The following is a 20,372-nucleotide window of genomic DNA, read 5'->3' as shown; positions in this document are numbered from 1 at the left end:
CGGCGCGGCGCCATTATTGAGCCTTTTGCAGGCCCCACCAAGCTCGCGGCGCCATGAATGCATCGACCCAGCCCCCCGTGATCGAAAGCGCCCCTTTGCTGGCGCTGACGGTGGCATGCCATGGCGACTGGATGGCCCAGGTGTCCGAGGCCTTGTCGGCCTTGGCCCATCCGCCGGCATGGGGAGCGCAGCAGCGCTACTTTGTCGAATTGGTGCTGGAAGAGTTGATCCTCAATGCCGGTACCCACGGCCGTCCCCTGGCCGCCAGTGCCTGCATCGAGGCCCGGTTGTGGCAGGCCGGCGAGCTGGCACTGATCGAAGTGGTGGACGACGGCGCCCCGTTTGACCCGGGTCAGGCCAGCGACCCTGATCTGGAGGCCCCGCTGGCGCAGCGCCAGCTCGGCGGCCTGGGCCTGTACCTGGTACGCCAGCTGTGCGACGGGTTGCACCATGAAAGGCGAGACCGGCGCAACCACGTCTGGGTCTGGCGCCGCGATCGGCCCGAGGGCCCGGCATGAGGACAGCTGAGTCCCCGCCGCGCGGCCTGGCACCGGGCCTGGCCTGGCCCTGGCTGCTGATTTGCCTGCTCGCATGGGCCCTGTACCTGGGCTGGGAGGGCTGGCGTCAGCAACAGGCGGTGGAGGCGCTGGTACGCGATGCCTTCGAGGCCGTGCTCGATGACCTGCAGGGTTCCTTGAACCAGCATCAGGTCTGGCGCCTCGACGCGGCGCGCCGTGACAGCACACGAGCCCTGCTGGAACGCCAACGCAGCGAAACACCGGCGATCCGGCGCATCAGCGTGTTGACGCCTCAGGGACTGATCACCGACGACACCGACCCGAGCCAGATCGGTGCCCAGGCCCCAGCGCACTGGCTGAACGAGACCTGGCGCTCGGGCAGCGAGGTGTGGTTGCCCGAGCCGGGCCTGCGCGGCCTGGAGCGCCAGTTGCAGGACGCCACGGGCCAGACCCGGGCCATTGTGGTGGTGCTGGCCCGCTTGCGGGCCGGAGCGGACCTGATCGAGCGCTCGCGCACCGCCATGACGCCACGCGCCCTGGGCACTCTGGGCCTGGCCTTGCTCGCCAGCGCGTGGCTGGGCCGACGCCAGGCCCGACGCCTGGCGCAGGCCTGGCAACCCTGGCGACATGAACTGGCACAGGCCCTGCATCAGGCGCTGGCCCGGCTGGACCAGGAAGAGGCGGCACTCGACCAGCGCGCCGGGCTGATGCCAGCGGTCAAGGCACCCAGCCCTGTCCCGCAAGCCGGCATGGCCCCCCCCCACGAGGCGCCCGGGCTCTGGGGCGCTCTGCGCGGTGCGTGGGTACTGGCTGCCCTGGTGACGCTGTGTGCAGCCTGGATGGGGCAGGTCTTGCAAGCAGAGTCGGCCCGCACCTTGGCCGGGCTGCAGCGCAGCCTGGGCCAGCAATTCGAAATCGACCTGCAGCACCGGCTGGAGGCCCTGCCCATGCAAGGCGGCGACCGCCAGCAGGACAAGCGGGCGCGCTTGATCGAAGGCTTTCAAAGCGCCCACCCGGAGATCATGGATCGAGCCTGGGTGCTGCGGGGTTCGGACTGGCGCCTCGAATTCCAGCTTCATCCCAAGGCCTTGCTGGTGTCGGGCCACACGCTGGCGCACGGGCTGGCCTTGCTGGCCGTATTCGCCGTGACGCTGCTGGCCGCGGCGGGCACCGGTCACTGGCAATGGACGCAAGGCTTCAGCCGGCCACAAGCCCGGCTGCGATCCTGGCCAGAACCGCTGCGTGCAGCCGGTGGCGACCAGCCCGCGGCCCAGCCCGCCATGCCGCGCTGGGCGCACGCGGCCCAGGCGGCAGCGCAGGCTTGGGGGGCCGGGCACGACCGGGTGCGCCAGCGCCGTCAGATGCTCGACTGGAAGCGCGCCCGACTCGACGCGGCCCCAGACTGGGCCGAGGCCACGCAAGGCAGCACAGCGCCGCAGGCCGGAGGCCCGGCATGACGCCCCGGCCAGACCTGCTCGGCCGAGCCTGGTGGCCGCGGGCGCTGCGCCAGCAGGTGCTGGCGTTGAGCGCCCTGGCCGCGCTGCTGCTGGTGCTCACCCTGGCGATTCCATCGCGCTGGCTGCAGGAACAGCAAACCCGCTTTTGGAGCGACCGCTCGGTGGCCGACACGGCCCAGATCTGGCAGCGCGCGATGCAAGGCCTGAAGCCCCTGATGGTGCGCCAAGCCCAGGATGTGCAAGGCCTGCTCGATGCCCCGGCAGCGCTGACCACCGCGGCCCTGACGGCCCAACTCAAGGACCACGGCCCCGGGCGCTGGCCGCTGGCACGCATCGATTGGCTGAATGCCGAAGGCGGACTGCTGGCCTCCAGCGAGGCCGAGGCCCGCACGCCCTTGTTGAACCTGAGCATGCTCAAGGCCCTGCAGGCCCGCCAAGGGGGCGTCTTCGGCCTGATACGGGCCCCGGGGTCGGGACATGGCGCCGGGGAGGCCTCGCGTCTGCTGCTGGTGCTGGGGCAAGCAATGGCGCAACAGCGCTGGCTGCTGGTGGCCATCGATGCCCGCGAGCTGGCGCCCCTGTTCGAGGCAGCGCCAGACGCGACCCTGGCCTTCGGCCTGAGCACGCTGCCCCATGCGGGTCAGGCGGCGCAGGGGCTGCTGCGCAGCGGCGCGGCACCGCTGGGCGATGGCGCGCTCGACTGGCCGGACCGCGAGGGGCTGCAAACCCGCAGCCATGGCGCGGCGCTGTGGGAGATCAGCTCGGCCGACCTGCCCGACGTGGCCGGCTACCCGGTGGCACGATGGCATGTGTTGCGGCCCGTCGACGCCCAGACGACCCTGATCGCCCGGTTGTTTGCCCTGGGTGCGGCCGCCACCGTGCTGGTGCTGCTGGGCCTGGGGCTGGGGCTGGACGCCGTGCTGAAGGGCTTTTTGCGCCCCGTGGAGCAGGCCACGCACACCTTGCAGGCGCTGGCCCAGGGTGACCTGTACAGCACGGCGCTGGCCCCCGCGCGTGGGCTTGAAGGGGCCCAGTTGGCCCAGGCGGTGGAGGTGTTCCGGCACCAGGCCGTCACGCTGGCGCAGCGGGATTTCGAAGCCGCCCTGGCCCAGACCCGCCAACGTGGCTTGATCGAGCAGCAACTGCGCCGCCTGGATGCCAGTTTCGCACCCGGCGGCGCACCGCCGGCCGCCCCGCCCCCCGCCGACTCAGCGACGGTGGGCGCCGCCTCGCTGGCAAGCGAGTTTGAGCAGATGACCAGCCGCGTGATCGCCCGGCAGCTGGCGCTGCAGACGGTGCTGGAAGAACGCACCCGGGACCTGGCCCTGGTGCGCCAGGCCTTGGCCGAGCGCGAGCAACTGCAGCGCCTGCAACACGACATGGAGGTGGCACGAGAACTGCAGATGAGCCACCTGCCCCGCCCGCAGGCGCTGGCCTGTGTGAGCAGCCTGATCGACATCGACGCCTTGATGCAGCCAGCCAAGGAGGTGGGGGGCGATCTGTACGATTTCCATCTGCTGGACGCCGACCACCTGCTGCTGGTGGTGGGCGATGCCTCGGGCAAAGGGGTGCCGGCGGCCATGTTTGCCATGATGGCCCGCTCGCTGCTGCGCGCCACCGCATCCCAGGGCCTGAGCCCCGGCGCCTGCCTGGCGCTGGTCAACGACACACTGGCCCAGAACAACGATGCCCTGCTGTTCTGCACCCTGTTCATGGGGGTGTTGGCGCTGCGCAGCGGGCACCTGCGCTATGCCAGCGCAGGCCACAACCCGCCCTGGCGCTTGAGCCGAGACGGGCAGAGCGAGCGGCTCGATGCCGTGTGCGGCCTGGTGCTGGGCGCCCTGCCAGGGCAGGCCTATGAAGAAGCGGTGTGCCAGTTGCACCCGCAGGACGATCTGGTGCTTTACAGCGATGGCATCACCGAGGCCCACAGCCCGGATCAGGGTTTGTTTGAGGAGGGTCGGCTGCTGGCTGCCGCGCAACAGCGGACCGACAGCGCTCGGGCCCTGTCACAGCACATCCTGCAACAGGTGCAGGCCTTCATGGCCGGCACCGAGCCCTTTGACGACATCACGCTGCTGACGTTGCGCTACCACGGCCCGGGCTGAGCCCGGCGGCAGGTTCAGGCAGGAGGCTCGTCCAGCACGGCGCGCAGCAGTTGATCGAGGTGCTGGATGTCGGGCGCGCCCGCCAGCGGCCGGTTGGAGACCTGGTCGAGGTACGCCTGCAGGGCCTGGAACGCGGGCCCGGTGTCCAGGCCCGACTGTCGAACCAGTTGCAGCAAGGCCTGGTTGGAGCGGCGCTTGTGCTCCCCGGCCGTGATGGCCATCGCCAGCCATCCCTTGCGCTCGAACATCGGCGTGCCACTGCCGGTGCGGGTGGCCACGCGGTACAGGTATCCCGAGCGCAACTGCTGGCTCTGCGGGTGCCTCAAATCAGCCACCAAGCCCTGCAGTTGTTCCCGAGCGCCGGCCACCACAGGCGCATCCTGTGAGACCGACGGCGGGTGCGACAGGGCCAGAGGACGAAGAAGGGTGAAGGGCATGGCCGAACTTGGTCGAGGTGTAACGGTGGCTCAAAAGGTCAAAACATCCGTGAACTCCAGCGCCCAGGGACCCGCGGTTTGAACCGCCCTCGGGTGGCGCACAGCACCACCAGAGCCCGCAGGCTCCAGGCCGATCAAGAATACCCGCGCACTGCGCACCACGGGGTGCCTGGGCCACGGTCGCCGGCGAATTGCAATGTTTTGACAGGTTGGGAACACCGGCTCGTCCTGGGATGTTTACCGCATAAATTGATAAATATGAATGTCGGATTTGGTCGTAATTGGTCGAAATCCGATGATGAAAATGAGATAAAGTTATTGTTATCATTTTTATATTGCACAAATAGCCATTTTTGAGGCGCCGTCGAGGGCACAGGCCCTGGCTTTCTCGGAGCATCCGGTGTGACCCCCCCGTTCCTGACCTTCTGCCTGACACCCTCGCTGCGCCGCGGGCTGATGCTGGCCGCCCTGGCCACCGGCCTGGGCCTGCTTGGGTTCGAATGCTCGGCCCAGGCACTGGCTGAACAGGCCCCTGCGCTGTCGCCGCGCCCTTTGGGCCCGGCCCTGGCGGTCGACATGCCGGCCTGGCGGGATGCCCTGCTGGGTGCCCAGGTCATGGCCTTGCTGCTGGCCCTGGTGTCCTTCGTCAAAACACGGCAGCGGGTGTATGCCGGGCTGCTGGGGTACCTGGCGGTGTCGGCCCTGCTGGCCTTCTCTCTCCCGGCCGCCAAGCAGGACGCCGCGGTGTGGCAGGCGCTGCAAGCGCTGCAATGGGTTGCAGCGCTTCAACTGGGCCTGTGGTTGCCGGGCCTGCCATGGCCCGCCCACCAGCGTCATGGATTGCAGGCGCTGATGGCCCTGCCCCTGGCCGTGGCCGCACTGGCCTGGCATCCACCCTGGCAAGCCTGGAGTGCCGCCGTGCTGCCGTGGCTGGAGGCCGCGCTGGCGGGCGGCTTGCTGGCCCTGAGTGCACCCCGCGCGCTGCAGGCAGAGCAGGCCAGTTGGGGCAAATTGGCCGCCTGGGCGTTGCTGTTGCTGGCCTTGCAAGTGGCCGACCGCTTGTTTGCTTGGGCGCCCGCTGACCTGGCATGGTGGTCTCACCACAACGCCACGCTGAGCCTTGCCCTGCAGCTGCTGGGGGTGATGGCCTGCTTTGCGCACCGGCAAGTCTTGAGTTCGCAGCTTGACCGCGATCGCCTGAGCGACCAGTTGGAGGCCCACGTCGAGCGGCTCAAGCGAGAGGAACTGGGGCAATTTCTGATCATGTTCGGGCACGAGGTGCGCACCCCGTTGGCAGTGATCGATTCGGCCACCCAGACTCTGGAGATGCTGCCCGGGGCAGACTCACCGCTGCTGCGGCAACGCCACCAGCGCATCCGCTCGGCCGTGAAGCGGCTGGACAGCCTGGCCAACGAAGCCCTCAGCCGCGAGCGGCGCGAGACGGTGCGCCAGGCGGTCCGGATGCGCCCGGTGAACTGGGCCGAACTGCTGACCGAACTGCTGGCCATGCACAGCAGCGCCTTGATCCTGCCAGAGCTGAGCGATGGGCTGGAGCTGCCCGTGACCATCGGTGACTGTGCCGACGGGCGCTTGCGCCTGGAGCTCCCGCAGGGCTGGCCCGCCCTGATGGCCGATGCCGAGCTGCTGCACTTTGCATTGAGCAACCTGCTCGACAACGCACGCAAATATGGGCACGCCCACACCACGGTGACCCTGCGCCTGGAAAGCGGTCCGGGCCAGGACCATGAAAGCCATCTGCGCCTGGTGCGCTGCAGTGTGACCAGCGAAGGCCCGGCCCTGACGCGCTCCGAGCTGGCCCAGGTGTTCCAGAAATACTGGCGCCGCCATGCCAGCGGGCCGGTGGGCGGTGCCGGTCTGGGCCTGCACCTGGTGCAGACGATCGCCAGCCTGCACCGCGGCCGGGTAGAAGCACAAAGCCTGGCGGGCAACCGCACCTGCTTCACCCTGATCTTCCAAGGCACCGAGGAAGCTGCGCGCAGCCCTGCCGCCGCCCCGGCGCTGGGCCTGGGCGAGACGCTGGCCTCGTTGCAGGCCGCCTGAGACCGTCACCATGAGCCAGACCCCCTCCCCTTGCACGGCCCGCGTCGTGTTGGTCGAAGACAACGACGAACTGCGCGATGACCTGCTCTACCAGTTGCGACACATGGGCTTCAAGGTGCACGGCGTGGGTGAAGCCCAGGCGCTGGACGCCTGGCTGGCCCACGAGGAAGCAGACATCCTGGTGCTGGACGTGAACCTGCCGGGCGAAAGCGGCTACTCGATCGCCCGACGCCTGGTGGACCGTCAACGCCGGGGCATCATCATGCTGACGGCCAGCGATGGGATCGATGACAAGCTGCGCGGCTTCGAGCAAGGCGCCGACCTGTACCTGGTCAAGCCCGTGGACCGGCGCGAGCTGGCGGCCTACATCCAGGCACTTTACGCCCGGGTGGCGCCCACCCCGCCACAGGAAGGCGGGGCCCAGGACTGGCGCTTGAACCTGGACAAGCGCGTGCTGTTGAGCCCGGACGGGCGCAGCCTGTCACTGACGCCGCAGGACCAGTGCGTCTGGCTGCCCTTGCTGGAGCACAGCGCCAGCACAGTGGGCCGTGAAGCCCTGATCGCCGCCCTGAACATCGATTTTCTGGACTTTCCAGAAGGTCGGATCAACACCGTGATGAGCCGGCTGCGCCAGAAGTTGGCAAGTTTCGACCCCGATCTGCGCATCGTCACCTGGCGCAACCACGGCTACTCGTATGTCGGCCCGGCCGTGGAGCGGCGCTCGGGCCCGCCCTGAAGCCGTCTCAGAAGGCCCCAGCAGGCCGTCCTGCAGCAACACCCCATTTGCCAATCCATAGAAAGGTCAGGCCATGAAATTCACACTTCCCCCATCGATCCCGCTCGGTCGGCGCTCAGCCGCCGGTGCACTGGCCTGTCTGTTGAGCCTGAACGCCGCCTGGGCCGCCCCGGTGCCGGTGCGCCAGACGGCGACGGGGCAAGTCAGCGGCGTGGAGCGCAATGGTGCCTGGGAGTACCGTGGCATTCCCTACGCGGCGGCGCCGATGGGCGCTTTGCGATGGGCCCTGCCCCAGGCGCCGGCAGCCTGGGACGGGGTGCGTGATGGCAGCCAGTTCGGCCCGGCCTGCCCGCAACAGGCGCGCTTCAACCTGACCGAAGGCAGCACAGCCGAAGACTGCCTGAGCGTGAACGTGAGCACACCGCCCAACACCCATGCCGGTGCCAAGTTGCCGGTGATGGTGTGGATCCATGGTGGTGCGTTCGTGGGCGGGTCTTCCAATCTGTACCGCCTGGACAAGCTGGCCCGCGAAGGCCGCATGGTGGTGGTGTCGATGAACTACCGGCTGGGTGTGTTCGGCTTCATGCCGCACCCGGCCCTGGACGACGGCGCCCAGCACAACGGCAACTACGGGCTGGAAGACCAGCGCATGGCTCTGGCCTGGGTACAGCGCAACATCGCGGCCTTTGGCGGCGACCCGAAGCGCGTGACAGTGGCCGGCGAATCGGCTGGGGCGGGCTCGGTGTGCATGCACCTGGCCAGCAGCGAGAAGGTCAAGGGCCTGTTCCAGCAGGCCATTTTGCAAAGCGCGGGCTGCCTGCAGCCCATGAAGACCGTGACCGAGGCACAGGCCGTTGGCGTGGCCATTGCCGAGGCCCTGGACTGCCGCGGCAACCAGGCCGAGGCGGCCCAGTGCCTGCGGGGTCAGAGCGTGGAAGCCTTGCTGACCCAACAAGGGCACTACGCCGAGCAGCACCCTGGTGATTTCATCCCGTTCGCGCCCGTGGTCGGCAACCCTGCACAGCCCAATGCGACCGTGCCCCGCAGCACCCGCGAGGCGCTGGACCAGGGCCACTTCTCGCGGGTGCCGCTGTTGATGGGCGGGACGCGCCATGAGATCCGGCTCTACGAGGGGTACTTCTGGCAGGCAGCACAGGGCGGCCACGGGCTGCCGCTGGACGAGGCCAATCTGCCCACCTGGCTGGCACTGAACTACGGCAAAGACAAGGTGGATGCGGTGATGAAAGAGTACCGGCCCGAAGGCGGCTGGCCCACCACCCAGGCCTTGCGCGAAGCGCTGGGCCGGCTGGCTTCGGACTACTCGCCCCAGATCGGCATCAACAACTGCCTGTACCTGCACACCTCGGACGTGATCCGTCAGAAGCGCGCCACCCAGGCACACCCGGCGCCGGTCTTCCAGTTCGAGTTTGCCGATGAGAACGCGCCGGTGCTGGGGGTGGGCATCTCGGCGCCCTACCCAGATTTTGCGATGGGCTCGGTGCATTCGAGCGAACTCAACTACCTGTTCCCCAAGCTGTCGAACAAGGCCAGCATCAATGGGCCCGAGCTGACGCTGGAATCGCGCGGGCTGTCGGACCAGATGGTGCGCCAGTGGGCCGGCTTCGTGCACCGTGGCCAACCCAATGGCGCCGGCCTGCCCCATTGGCCGCGCTACCGCGGTGGCGCCTCGGTGATGCTGCTGGTGCCCGGCAGCTCCGTGGCCTACAACGCCGATGAACAGCACCGCTGCAGCGCGTTCTGGCAGCAGCACTTTCAACTGCCCTGAGCGCCATCGTGATGCCGCTGCAGCGCCGCCGACCCGATCGCCTGAGGCACCGCCTGCAGGCGTACTTTCGCCACGAGTTCCGGCGTGAGTTGCGAGGCTGGTGGCAGTTGCTGCGCTACTACGGTTGGAGCGTGCCGCTGACGCTGCTGGCCCTGATCGCGTTTCTGGCCTATCTGGACCCCTTGCCGCCCTCGAAGATCGTCCTGGGCACCGGGCAGCGGGGGTCTTCGTATTACCTGCTGTCTGAAAAGTTCGCCGACTTTTTCAAGTCGTATGGGGTAGAGGTGGAGTTGCTGCCCACCCAGGGGCTGGACGAGGGCCTGCACGCGCTGGTCGACGACGAGGCCCGCGTGAACGCCAGCTTCATCACGGCCGGCACCAGTGGCCAGGACCCGCCCGCCGGCATGGTGTCGCTGGGGAGCCTGAAGTACTCGCCCGTGTGGCTGTTCTACCGCGGCGCAGCCCCCGATCCGGACCACCCGCTGCAAGACCTGCTGCAACGCCGCATGGCCATCGGCATGCAAGGCACGAACACCCGCCTGTTCCTGAACCGCATGCTGAAGCTGCAGGGCACCTCCCTGAGTCCGGGGCCCCAGCGGTTCGAGATTCCCCACGAGGAAGCGGCCGACCGCTTTGCCCGCGGCCAGTTGGACGCGGTGTTCATCGTGGACGGCATCGACTCCCCCACGGTGCAAAAGCTGCTGAAGGTGCCCGACCGGCAGATCGTGGAGTTCAAGCTGGCCCCGGCGTTCGTGAAGCGCATGCCCTACCTGGACCTGGTCACCCTGCCGCGCGGGGCCATCGACCTGGAGCATGTCTACCCCCCACAAGACCTGACCTTGCTGGCGACCTCGGTCACGCTGGTGGTGGAGAGCAAGACGCACCCGGCCCTGCAGTGGCTGTTTTTGCGTGCGGCCGCCAGCATCAGCCGCAATCGCGGCGATTTTTTTGCCAAGCCGGGCTACTTTCCGAAATACGTGGACCAACGCGTGCCCCTGAGCCCAGTGGGCGAACGCTACTTTTCGGGTGGCCTGCCCATGGTGTTCGACTACCTGCCCAACACCCTGGCAAGCCTGGTCGAAGGCACCTGGGGCACCTTGTTTGCGGTGATGGTGGTGGCCTGGCCGCTGCTCATGCAGCTGATCACCTGGCGCCAGTTGCCCACAGAGACCCGCATGACCGTGTACTGGTACACGGTGCACCGGCTGGCCCGTGACGTGCACGAGGCCCGCACCGCCCCCGAACTGGGCTGGGTGCTGGAGCAACTGGATGAACTGGAGACCGACATGCAGGCGCATTGGACCGAAACCGGCAAGATCTCCGACCTGTTCGACCTGCAAGCCACCCTGTCCGAACTGCGTGAACAGGCCCGGCAAACCCAACAGGCGCTGAACGACCCATCCAGCGCCGGTCACTCGACCGATGAAACTCACTGAGCCCGCGCCTAGGTGAAAACGCCCCCTGCGCCCTCACCCGGCCTTCTGATGCACTGACTGGCCGGCCCCTCGGGGCCAGGGGCTGCCCGCTTCGGCTTCATCGACCTCGATCAGCGCAGTGAAGGCATAGCCCTGAGCGTGCACCGTGCTGATGGGCAGCATGCCACCGGTTTGGTCTTTGACCTTGCTGCGCAGCCGGCGCACCAGGACTTCAAGGCGGCGCAGGTCATAGTCCAGCGGGTTTTGCTTGAGGGCCCGCACGATCTCGGCACGGCCCACCACCTGACCCGGGGTTTTCGCAAGCGCGCAAAGCAGTTCCTGCTCAGAGTGGGTCAGGTCGATGGCCAGCCCCTGAGGCGAGATCAACCGCCAGTTGAGCGGGCTGAGCACCCAGCGCGGTGCGCGTTCGACGGGCTTGTGCAGGCGTCGCGCCAGGTTGTGGGTCAGGGAAGCCAGTTCTTCGAGCGACACGGGTTTGACCAGGTAGCCGTCGGCGCCGGTGCGCAGGCCCGCCACCCTTTGCTCGGTACTGCCCCGGGCGCTGCAAATGATCACCCCTTTGTCGCGAAGGTCACGTCCCTGCGCCAGCCATTCGAGGCCATCGCCATCAGGCAGGCCCAGGTCAAGCACCAGGATGTCGAAGGGGTGCCGCTCGACCCAGCGCTGGGCCGACTTCAGATCGGCCACACCATCGGCCAGGCAGCCTTCCATTTCAAGGTAGGTGACCATGGCCTCACGCAGATCCGCTTCGTCTTCGACGATCAACACTCGGCAGGATGGCTTGTCTTTGTTCATGCGCTGCAGACCTCGGATTCAGCGGGGGATGGGGACGACGACTTCAACACGGGCAGCCAGACGGTGAAGCAACTGCCGTGCCCCACCTCACTGCGGAGCTCGATCTGGCCGCCATGCACCTCGACCACGCGTTGTACCAGCGGCAAGCCCAGGCCCATGCCCCGGATCGGCCCCTCTGGCGCCACGCGAAAGAACTCGTCGAAGATGTCGGCATGCAGTTCAGGGGCGATGCCCATGCCCTGGTCAAGCACCGAAAACCCACCAAAGCCGGGTTTGGCACAGGTTTCAAGTGTGATCTGACTGCCTTCGGGCGAGTATTTGCCGGCATTGTCCAACAGGTTGGACAGCACCATCTCCAACAGTGAGGCATCGGCCAGCACCGCCGGCACGTCAGGGGCCCACCGCGTGCGCAAGAGGTGGTTGCTCACCCAATGGGGATTGAGTTCAAGCAGGTGCTGCAGCCACGGCGTCAGCACCAGCGGGGCTGGTGCAAGGTGTTGCAGGGCGTGGCCCAGGCGATCGGTGAGCATCCAGCGCTCGAACATCATGGCCAGGCGGCGCGTGGCACTGGCGATGATGGTGAGGCGCTTTTCGGTCTGATCGCGGCCGAGTTCGCGCTCCTTGCGCATCAGGCTGGCCTGGCTGTCGATGATGCCCAGGGGGTTGCGAAACTCGTGCGAAATCATCGAACCGAAGCGAACGTATTGCTGGATCAAGGCCTGCTCTTTGCGCAGGGCGACTTCGAGCTGAATGGTTCGCTCCTGAACCGCGCGTTCCAGTTGGTCTTCGGACACCCGCAGGGCCGCGAGCATCTGCCTGTGGGATTGCAAGGCCTCGTCCTGGGCCCGGGTGCGGGCTGCGCGCTCCTGGTGAATGAGATCGGCCAGGGCGAAGGCCAGCAAAAGCATCTCAAAAGCGGAGGAAATCTGCAGCGCATACGAGGTGAGTCCATTGGTGGGCAGCCAGCTGAAGGCCCGCAAGGTGGCCACCAACATGCCCAACGAAAGACAGCACCACGCCAGGATGAAGAAACGCGCCGAGGCATGCCCACGGCGCAAAGCCAACCAACCGATGCCAAACGACGAGGCCCCAAGCATCAGGCCATCGGCCATCATGCCAAGGTTCAACCAGCGCACGGGCATGTCGGGCCAGAACATGCATGCGAAGAAGCCCAGGCTCAATATCCCGAAGCCGCCGCCACAGATTTTCAACAGCCTGTCGCAGCGGGGCAAACGCGTTTGGGTCTGCAGAAACTCACGGGAAAACTGAACCAGGAAAACAGCGGCCAGGGCCAGCAGCAGGTTCTGGCTGAATTCATCAAAATGAGCCGCGTCCGGCCACAGGACCATGCGCCCATAGCCATTGCCGGCAAAAATGCCCAGACCAAAAGTCGCGGCATACAGCGAATAAAACAAAAACCGGCGGTCATGCAGGGAGAGGTACAGAAAAAGGTTGTAGCTCAACAGCGCCAGCAGTCCGCCGTAGTACAAAAATTGCAGAATCAGCGTGTTTTGACGCTCGACTTGAAAGCGCTCGGCTTGCCATAAATACAAAGGCAGGGTCAATGCGTAATTGGATTGCACCCGCAGATAGACCTGAACAGGCTCCGGCCCGAGGTGCACTGGAAAAACAAAAAAATGGTCGGGATAGGCACGACTGCTCATGGGATGCTGGCTGCCGGTGCGCCAGGGCGGTCGGCCCGGCACCCAGACATCCAGGTGGTCCAGCGAGGCATAGGGCACCTCGAGCAGGTAATCTGATGTCGCCCCGGCGGGAGCGGCCAGGTTCAGGCGCACCCAGTAAGTCGAAGCCGTGAAGCCGAAGTTCAGGTCGCCCACAGGGTGGGGCACGGGTTGAAACCTGGCACGGACCTCGGGACGATCGAGATCGGGCCAATCGAGTTGGCCCTCCGGGTCCTCCAGCACCTCGGCGGCGGCGGCCAGACTGAGGCTCCGGGCACCGAAGTCGGGCGCCATCTCAAGTGCCCAGCCCCTGACCGTCATGACCAGCAAACAAGCCAGGATCAGACACCGGAAACCATCCGAAAGCGCCCTTGGACGAAGGATCTGAAGTCGATTCAGCAACAACCACGGCATGGAAAAACCTTGAGATTCGAGGAGGGCGGTCTTGCAACGCGCCGCATGCGGCTTGACCTTGCGGTGTGGATGGTAGCGCTGCGGCAGCGCCACTCCAAGGTCAACGCCCGCCCAGACACTCCAACTCAAACAAAGGCAGATCGGCCTGGCGGCTCAGCCAGACGCCACCACCCAACTCGACAAAGCCCTCCTGCAGGCCGCGTCGGTACAGCGCGGCGCGGTGACGGAACAGGCGGGCGTCGGTCAGGTCTTCGTCGATGATGTCGCGCTCATAGTCCTCACGGGCCACGGCCTCCACGTAGAGTGCGCCCTTGCACAGCCGGGCCAGATTGCCCAGCGCCAGGGTCAGATCGGCGGGGCTCAGGTAGGGCAACACGCCCTGGCAGATCACCAGATCAAAGGGCTGCGCGCTGGCGTAATCGACCACCGAACCCTTTTGCCATCCATAGCGCTGGCACAGGTAGTCGCTGTACTCCACGCCCTGGTAACTGGCGCCCGGAAAGTGGCGTGCGATGGCCTCGCGCCACAGGCCGATGCCGCAGCCCACATCAAGCACCCGGTGCACCGGCACCCGCAGGTACTGCAGGTAATGGCAGACAAAGGCCCCCAGACGCTCGGCATGACCGGCGTCCACCACACGGGTCTTCTTGTCAAAGTAAAAGCGCTGGTAATACGCCTCGTCAAACCACTGCTCACTGGCTGATTGCACAACGGATCCTTGTCACCAAAACCCCCAACCGCTGGGGGAGCCGGGAGTATGGCGCAGCGCCGCCCAGGTGAGGGCACGGCGGCTTGCAGTTTTTGACTTTCAAATTCAAATACGAATCATTCTCATACAATTCAGACTCTGACATCACCACCAGCCCAGCGGCCTGACCCATGCCCATCCTGAAACGCCCCAGGCGCAATGCCCTGTCCATCCTGCTTTTCACAACCCTGGCCCTGCCCGGCGCCCGAGCCCAAACGGCGCAGCCCCCGCGCGAAGGCGAACCCGAAGCCGCGCTGAAGACCGTGACCGTACAGCAGGCCCGCGCCGACGGGTTTGTGCCCGAAACCGTGGAGGCCGGCACCTTCCGGGGCGCCTCGGTGATGGAGGTGCCCTCCACCGTCAACGTGGTCACCCGCGAGGTGCTGGAGCTGCAAGGGGCCAGCGGCCTGTACGACGCCCTGCGCAACACCGCCGGCGTGACGCGCCAGCAAAACGGTGGCGAGACCTGGGATCAGTTGGTGATCCGCGGCATGCCGGTGGAAAACCGCACCAACTACCGCCTCAATGGCTCGATGCCGATCATGAACTTTGCGCAGATCCCCATGGAGGACAAGGAGCGCGTCGAGGTGCTCAAGGGCGCCTCGGCGCTGTACTACGGCTTCACCTCGCCGGCAGGCGTGGTCAACTTTGTCACCAAGCGGGCCGGGGCCCAGCCGGTGAACTCGGTCGGCATCACGCTGGACAACCAGGGCCGGGCCATCGCCAGCGCCGAGATGGCGCGCCGCTTCGGCAGCGAGCAAGAGTTCGGTCTGCGCCTGAACGCAGCCGGCGGCTCGCTGGGCTCTTACCTGGAGAACACCGGCAAGGGCCAGCGGCGGTTTGCCTCGGCAGCACTGGATTGGCGGGTCAACAGCCGCCTGAAGCTGCAGGCCGACCTGTCTTATGACAAGCGCCAGACCAACGAACAGATCGGCATCAACCTGCCCACGGCCGTGAACGGCACGATCACCCTGCCGCACCCGGTGGATGCGCGCAAATTGGTGGCGCCCGCCAACACCGCGTTCGACACCGAGTCGAGCCTGGCGCAGTTGCGGGCTGACTACGCCCTCAGCGACCAATGGGCGCTGACGCTGGAGGCTGGCCATTCGCAAACCCTGCGCGACCGCAACCTGGCGATCTTCCGCTTCAACGACCAGGCCTCGATTGCCACCGGCGCCGGGCGCATCACCGGCAACAGCCAGCACCTGGCCGTGGGCTCAGACCTGCTGCGCGCCGAGCTGTTCGGCAGCGTGCAAGCCCTGGGCCTGCGCCATGAGCTGACCCTGGGCCTGAGCCGCACCGACAAAACACAAGACCCGGTCTACCAGCGCAGCTACAGCGTGGCGTCGCAAAACCTGTACAGCCCGGTACCGCTCACCAGCGTGGTCTGGGGCTCTTTACCCACCAGCCCCACCACCGCCGGGCTCAAGACCAGCGACACCGGGCTGTACGCCGTGGACCGCATCGAACTGCGCCCCGGCTGGCAGGTGATCGCGGGCCTGCGCCATACCCGCTACCGCAGCGAGCAGGGCACGGCCCTGTACGACGTGGCCAAAACCACCCCGATGGCCGCGCTGATCCACCAGATCACCCCGCAGGTCTCGGCCTACGCCAGCTACGCTCAGGGCCTTGAAGAAGGCGAGGCAGGCCCCACTGGAACGGTGAACCAGAACGTGCGCCTGGCCCCCGGCGTGAGCCGCCAGCAGGAGCTGGGCGTGCGCTGGCAGCGCCCGGCCGGCCTGCTGCTGTCGGCCGCGGTGTTCGACATCCGCCGGCCCGGCTACTACACCAACAGCAGCAACGTGTATGTGGCCGACGGCCAGCAGCGCTACCAGGGCCTGGAGCTGGCCGCTCAGGGGCCGCTCACACGTCAGTGGTCCTGGCAGGGCTCGGCCCAGTGGCTGGACCCGCGCTTTCAGCATGTGAGCAGCGCCTATGAAGGCAAGCTGCCCGAGAACGCCTCACGCCAGACGCTGAGCAACTTCGTGTCGTACAACGTACCCGCCCTGCCGGGCCTGTCGCTCAACGCCGGGGCCTATACCACCGGGCGCCGGCCGGTGAACGACCTGAACCAGGCCTGGCTGCCCGGCGTGACCCTGTACAGCCTGGGTGCCCGCTATGTGGACCGCACCCTGGGCCAACGCAGCACCTGGCAGGTCAACCTCGACAACGCAGCCGACAAACAGTACTGGGCCGCCGGTGGCACCCGCCTTGCCGCGGGTGCACCGCGCACATTGAAGGCCTCGTTGAAGGTGGAGTTCTGATCTGTCGACACAGGCCCGAAGGCATCGCCAGGCTCAGACCCTGCGCCCCTGCGCATCCACCACGGCCTGACCGTCTTCCTTGGTGAAGGCGGCCTGCTGGGGCTGAGGCAACAGATCCAGCACCCACTCGGAGGGCCGGCACAGGCGTGTGCCCAGGGGGCTGACCACGATGGGTCGGTTGATCAGGATGGGGTGGGCCAGCATGGCGTCCACCAGTTGGGCGTCGCTGATGCCGGGGGCATCCAGGCCCAGCTCCTTGAACACAGCCTCCTTGGTGCGCACCAGCTCGATCACCGGCTGGCCCGTGGCGGCGATCAGGGCCAGCAGTTGCGCGCGATCAGGTGGCGTCTTGAGGTAAAGGATGACCTCGGGCTCGACGCCGCTGTTGCGGATCATGGCCAGGGTGTTGCGCGAGGTTCCGCACGAGGGGTTGTGGTAAATGGTGATGTTGCTCATGGGCGGTATTGTTTCAAACTTGGGTGAAGCTGGGATGGCAGCGGTGCACAAGCCCGCCCGGCGCCTGAACAAATTCAGCCCCGTCTGCCTGGCAGGCCGCTCCGGCGTCCACAATCGCCTCCCATGAACCTGCGATTCGTCGAAGCTTTTCACTGGGCCGCCTCGCTCAAAAGCATCACCCGTGCGGCTGAGAAGCTGCACATCACGCAATCGGCCATGTCCAACCGCATTGCCTCGCTGGAGGAAGAGCTCGGCGTGGTGCTGCTGGACCGGCGCGAGAAGCAGTTCCGGCTCACGGTGGCCGGACAGCGATTCCAGCTGCATGCCCAACGCCTGCTGGAGCTGCAGCGCCAGGTCAAACAGGAGCTGGGCTCGGGCAGTGGCGGGCCGATGGCGCTGCGCATCGGGGCCATCGAATCGGTGGTCCACAGCTGGCTGCCGGGCTGGTTGCAGGAGGTGCGCCAGCAGCACCCCGACTTCGAGCTGGAGCTGACGGTGGAAACCTCGCCCGTGCTGGTCGACCAGATCCGGCGCGGCGCACAAGACCTGGTGTTCACCTCGATCGCGGGCAGCGACAGCGAGGTGCACACCCGGCTGATGCCGGCCATGGAGATGGTCTTCGTCGGCCACAAGGCGCTGCACGCGCAGGCACGCTACACGCTGGCCGACCTGGCGCAGCACGATCTGATCACCTTTCAGCGCGGCTCTCAGCCCCACCAGAGCCTGCTGCAGCGCTTTCAGGAGGCGGGTCTGCCGGCCCCGCGCATCCATGCGATCTCATCGATTTCGGCGATGGTGCAACTGGTGGAAGGGGGTTTTGGCATTGCCACCCTGCCCCGCGCCGCCACCCGCCACCTGTCGAGTCGCCTGTTGCTGCGCATCCTGCGCTCGGAGGTGACCTTGGCGCCCCTGCCCATCCACGCCAGCTACCGCGCCGACCCCGGCTCGGGGGTGGCCGAATCGGTGCTCGAATCGGCACAAGCCTACGTAGGCCGCACCAAGCCGGTACGCCGCAGCCGCGCCGGCGCCTGAAATGCACCAGCCTGGCGCACCGGGCCCCTGGGGTAAGTCCTGATGGCCTTGGCACGCATTTCGCAATATCGAGAATTCTCTCGGCGTCATCGATTTTTTCGATGACAAACACAGCAAATTTTGCGTTGGATTCAAGGCGCGGTGGCTTCCACAATCCGCCCCATCGCCACTGATCACGCCCATCGCGTGATGGCTCTTGAAGACACGCACCATGAATAGCACGATCTCCGCCACCCCGACCACCGCCCCTCTGAGCGAGCTGCCCGGCCCCGACGCCAGCGCGCTGGAGGTGCGACTGGCCGCCCGCTCAGGCCGGCTGCAGAGTCACACCAGCGGCCTGGCCCGCGAGCACGTGCAGGTCAACCTGGCCATCCTGCCGCAAGCCCTGGCCGAGGACTTCAAGCGCTTTTGCGAACTCAACCCCACGCCCTGCCCGCTGCTGGCGGTGTCCGAACCGGGCTCGCCCGCCCTGCCCGCGCTGGGGCTGGACCTGGATGTGCGCACCGATGTGCCGCGCTACCACGTGTGGCGCCACGGTGAACGCGTGGCCGAGACCAGCGACTTGCGCGACTGGTGGCGTGATGACCTGGTGACCTTTGCGCTGGGCTGCTCGTTCTCGTTCGAGCACGCGCTGCTGGAGGCCGGCATCGCGCTGCGCCATGTCGAGCAAGGACTGAATGTGGCCATGTACCGCAGCAACCTCCCGACCCGATCGGTCGGTGTGTTCCATGGCCCCACTGTGGTGTCCATGCGGCCGCTGAAGGCGGCCGACGCGATCCGGGCCGTGCAGATCACGGCCCGCACACCGCAGGTTCACGGCGCCCCCATCCACATCGGCGACCCGGCCCTGATCGGCATCGCCGACCTGACCCGACCCGACTACGGCGATGCCGTGGCCGTGCACGACGACGAGCTGCCCGTGTTCTGGGCCTGTGGCGTGACGCCTCAGGCTGCGATTGCAGCCGCACGTCCGGCCTTCTGCATCACGCATGCACCGGGCCACATGCTGGTCACCGACCGGCTGAACCGCGAGCTGCGGCAAGCGCACTGAGCGCCGCGGGCCTGGTGCCCGCCCCCTGTCCGAATCTTTCAGGCCCCAACGCCCAGTGCGCGGGGGCCGGGACCCGCACAACCCGGATTTTCTTCACCCTCCCTCAACCCTCAATCAGAACCTCACCATGTGGCTACAACAAACAACCCCTTCTGAGCGCCGCACGCTCACCGCCACCTTTGCCGGCTATGGCGTGGACGGCTTTGACTACATGATCTACACCTTCCTGATCCCCACGCTGCTGGCGGCCTGGAACATGAGCAAGGCCGAGGCCGGCTACATCGCCACCGGCGCCCTGCTGACTTCGGCCGTCGGCGGCTGGGCCGCCGGCGTGCTGGCCGACCGCTTCGGCCGGGTGCGGGTGCTGCAATGGACGGTGCTGTGGTTTGCGCTGTTCACCTTTCTGAGCGGCTTCACCAACTCCTTCGGCCAACTGTTCTTCACCCGCGCCATGCAGGGCTTCGGCATGGGCGGCGAATGGGCCGTGGGCTCGGTGCTGATCGCCGAGACCATCTCGGCGCGCCACCGCGGCAAGGCCGCCGGCCTGGTGCAAAGCAGCTGGGCCGTGGGCTGGGCGGCTTCGGCGCTGGCCTTCTGGGGCATGTACGCGGTGCTGCCGCCCGAACAGGCCTGGAAGGTGCTGTTCTGGATCGGCATTGCGCCCGCCGTGCTGATCCTGTACATCCGCCGCAACCTCGGTGAGCCCGAGGTGTTCCTGGCCGAGCAAGCCCGGCTGCGCGCCAGCGGCCAGCGCAGCAATTTCCTGCGCATCTTCCACCCCAGCCTGCTGCGCACCACCGTGCTGGCCAGCCTGCTGGCCACCGGCATGCAGGGCGCCTACTACTCGGTGACCACCTGGCTGCCCACCTTCCTGAAGACCGAGCGTCACCTCTCGGTGCTGGGCACCAGCACCTACCTGCTGGTGCTGATCGCCGGCTCATTCGTGGGCTATCTGACCAGCGCCTGGCTGTCGGACGCCATCGGCCGTCGACGCTGCTTCATTTTGTTTGCCGCCATGGGCGCCGCCCTGGTGCTGAGCTACACCCAGATCCCCATCACCGACAGCCTGATGCTGGTGCTGGGATTTCCGCTGGGCTTCTTCCTGTCGGGCATCTTCTCGGGCATGGGGGCCTTCCTGTCGGAGCTGTTCCCCGGCGACGTGCGCGGCTCGGGCCAGGGCTTCAGCTACAACTTCGGCCGCGCCATCGGCGCCATCTGCCCGGCCCTGATCGGCCAACTGAGTGCCACCTTGCCCCTGGGCCAGACGATTGGCTGGATCTCGGCCTTCTGCTACGGCCTGGTGATCATCGCCGCCCTGGCACTGCCCGAAACCCAGGGCCGAGAACTGAGCCCCAGCGCCGCCCCGGCGCGCTGACCCCTTTCTGCCTATT

At 66.9% G+C, this 20,372-nt stretch carries 16 protein-coding genes; 11 read left to right on the top strand and 5 right to left on the bottom strand.

Annotated features, from left to right (window positions below):
• Positions 1-53: 53 nt before the first annotated feature.
• Genes AC3WUT_RS14030 through AC3WUT_RS14020 form a run of 3 tightly spaced genes read left to right on the top strand, consistent with a single transcriptional unit; the run spans position 54 to position 4,083 of the window.
• Positions 54-518, top strand: a complete 465-nt coding sequence (locus AC3WUT_RS14030; RefSeq protein WP_492347685.1) for an ATP-binding protein — start codon at positions 54-56, stop codon at positions 516-518.
• Positions 515-1,975 carry a hypothetical protein gene (locus AC3WUT_RS14025; RefSeq protein WP_492347684.1) on the top strand — a complete coding sequence of 487 codons (1,461 nt, stop codon included), beginning with the start codon at positions 515-517 and terminating at the stop codon, positions 1,973-1,975. The genes AC3WUT_RS14030 and AC3WUT_RS14025 overlap by 4 nt, the downstream gene beginning before the upstream one ends.
• The gene (locus AC3WUT_RS14020; RefSeq protein WP_492347683.1) at positions 1,972-4,083 is read left to right on the top strand and encodes a PP2C family protein-serine/threonine phosphatase; all 2,112 of its coding nucleotides are present in this window, start codon (positions 1,972-1,974) and stop codon (positions 4,081-4,083) included. The genes AC3WUT_RS14025 and AC3WUT_RS14020 overlap by 4 nt, the downstream gene beginning before the upstream one ends.
• 14 nt (positions 4,084-4,097) lie before the next feature.
• Here the strand turns inward: AC3WUT_RS14020 and AC3WUT_RS14015 are convergent, their stop codons facing one another.
• Positions 4,098-4,520: a hypothetical protein gene (locus AC3WUT_RS14015; RefSeq protein ID WP_492347682.1), complete on the bottom strand. Its 423-nt coding sequence runs from the start codon at positions 4,518-4,520 to the stop codon at positions 4,098-4,100.
• A gap of 402 nt (positions 4,521-4,922) precedes the next feature.
• Between AC3WUT_RS14015 and AC3WUT_RS14010 the strand changes: the two genes are divergently transcribed.
• From AC3WUT_RS14010 to AC3WUT_RS13995, 4 genes are all read left to right on the top strand, one after another.
• Positions 4,923-6,581, top strand: coding sequence for a sensor histidine kinase (locus AC3WUT_RS14010; RefSeq protein WP_492347681.1), 1,659 nt, complete (start codon positions 4,923-4,925; stop codon positions 6,579-6,581).
• Positions 6,582-6,591: 10 nt separating this feature from the next.
• The gene (locus AC3WUT_RS14005; protein ID WP_492347680.1) at positions 6,592-7,317 is read left to right on the top strand and encodes a response regulator transcription factor; all 726 of its coding nucleotides are present in this window, start codon (positions 6,592-6,594) and stop codon (positions 7,315-7,317) included.
• Between the two features lie 73 nt (positions 7,318-7,390).
• Positions 7,391-9,103 carry a carboxylesterase/lipase family protein gene (locus AC3WUT_RS14000; RefSeq protein WP_492347679.1) on the top strand — a complete coding sequence of 571 codons (1,713 nt, stop codon included), beginning with the start codon at positions 7,391-7,393 and terminating at the stop codon, positions 9,101-9,103.
• 11 nt (positions 9,104-9,114) lie between these two features.
• Positions 9,115-10,539 carry a TAXI family TRAP transporter solute-binding subunit gene (locus AC3WUT_RS13995; RefSeq protein WP_492347678.1) on the top strand — a complete coding sequence of 475 codons (1,425 nt, stop codon included), beginning with the start codon at positions 9,115-9,117 and terminating at the stop codon, positions 10,537-10,539.
• Between the two features lie 33 nt (positions 10,540-10,572).
• Here AC3WUT_RS13995 and AC3WUT_RS13990 read toward each other — a convergent pair whose 3' ends face one another.
• From AC3WUT_RS13990 to AC3WUT_RS13980, 3 genes are all read right to left on the bottom strand, one after another.
• Positions 10,573-11,334, bottom strand: coding sequence for a response regulator transcription factor (locus AC3WUT_RS13990; protein ID WP_492347677.1), 762 nt, complete (start codon positions 11,332-11,334; stop codon positions 10,573-10,575).
• Complete coding sequence (locus AC3WUT_RS13985; protein WP_492347676.1) at positions 11,331-13,310, bottom strand: sensor histidine kinase; 1,980 nt, start codon at positions 13,308-13,310, stop codon at positions 11,331-11,333. Before AC3WUT_RS13985 ends, AC3WUT_RS13990 begins: the two co-directional genes overlap by 4 nt.
• A gap of 220 nt (positions 13,311-13,530) precedes the next feature.
• Positions 13,531-14,139 carry a class I SAM-dependent methyltransferase gene (locus AC3WUT_RS13980; RefSeq protein WP_492347675.1) on the bottom strand — a complete coding sequence of 203 codons (609 nt, stop codon included), beginning with the start codon at positions 14,137-14,139 and terminating at the stop codon, positions 13,531-13,533.
• Between the two features lie 170 nt (positions 14,140-14,309).
• Between AC3WUT_RS13980 and AC3WUT_RS13975 the strand changes: the two genes are divergently transcribed.
• Positions 14,310-16,442 carry a TonB-dependent siderophore receptor gene (locus tag AC3WUT_RS13975; RefSeq protein ID WP_492347674.1) on the top strand — a complete coding sequence of 711 codons (2,133 nt, stop codon included), beginning with the start codon at positions 14,310-14,312 and terminating at the stop codon, positions 16,440-16,442.
• Between the two features lie 33 nt (positions 16,443-16,475).
• Here the strand turns inward: AC3WUT_RS13975 and arsC are convergent, their stop codons facing one another.
• Entirely contained in the window at positions 16,476-16,898 is a 423-nt protein-coding gene (gene arsC, locus AC3WUT_RS13970) for an arsenate reductase (glutaredoxin) (RefSeq protein ID WP_492347673.1), read from the bottom strand.
• A 123-nt stretch (positions 16,899-17,021) separates the two neighbouring features.
• Between arsC and AC3WUT_RS13965 the strand changes: the two genes are divergently transcribed.
• The 3 genes from AC3WUT_RS13965 (at position 17,022) to AC3WUT_RS13955 (ending at position 20,356) form a co-directional block, all read left to right on the top strand.
• Positions 17,022-17,930, top strand: coding sequence for a LysR family transcriptional regulator (locus tag AC3WUT_RS13965; RefSeq protein ID WP_492347672.1), 909 nt, complete (start codon positions 17,022-17,024; stop codon positions 17,928-17,930).
• 211 nt (positions 17,931-18,141) lie between these two features.
• Positions 18,142-18,981, top strand: coding sequence for a putative hydro-lyase (locus AC3WUT_RS13960; protein ID WP_492347671.1), 840 nt, complete (start codon positions 18,142-18,144; stop codon positions 18,979-18,981).
• A gap of 127 nt (positions 18,982-19,108) precedes the next feature.
• Entirely contained in the window at positions 19,109-20,356 is a 1,248-nt protein-coding gene (locus AC3WUT_RS13955; protein ID WP_492347670.1) for an MFS transporter, read from the top strand.
• Positions 20,357-20,372 lie beyond the last annotated feature (16 nt).

Source organism: Curvibacter sp. EU05-FHT14A10 (genome assembly GCF_058791075.1).
The sequence above is the reverse complement of the archived record's forward strand: the minus strand, read 5'-3'. Positions and strand labels throughout refer to the sequence as shown.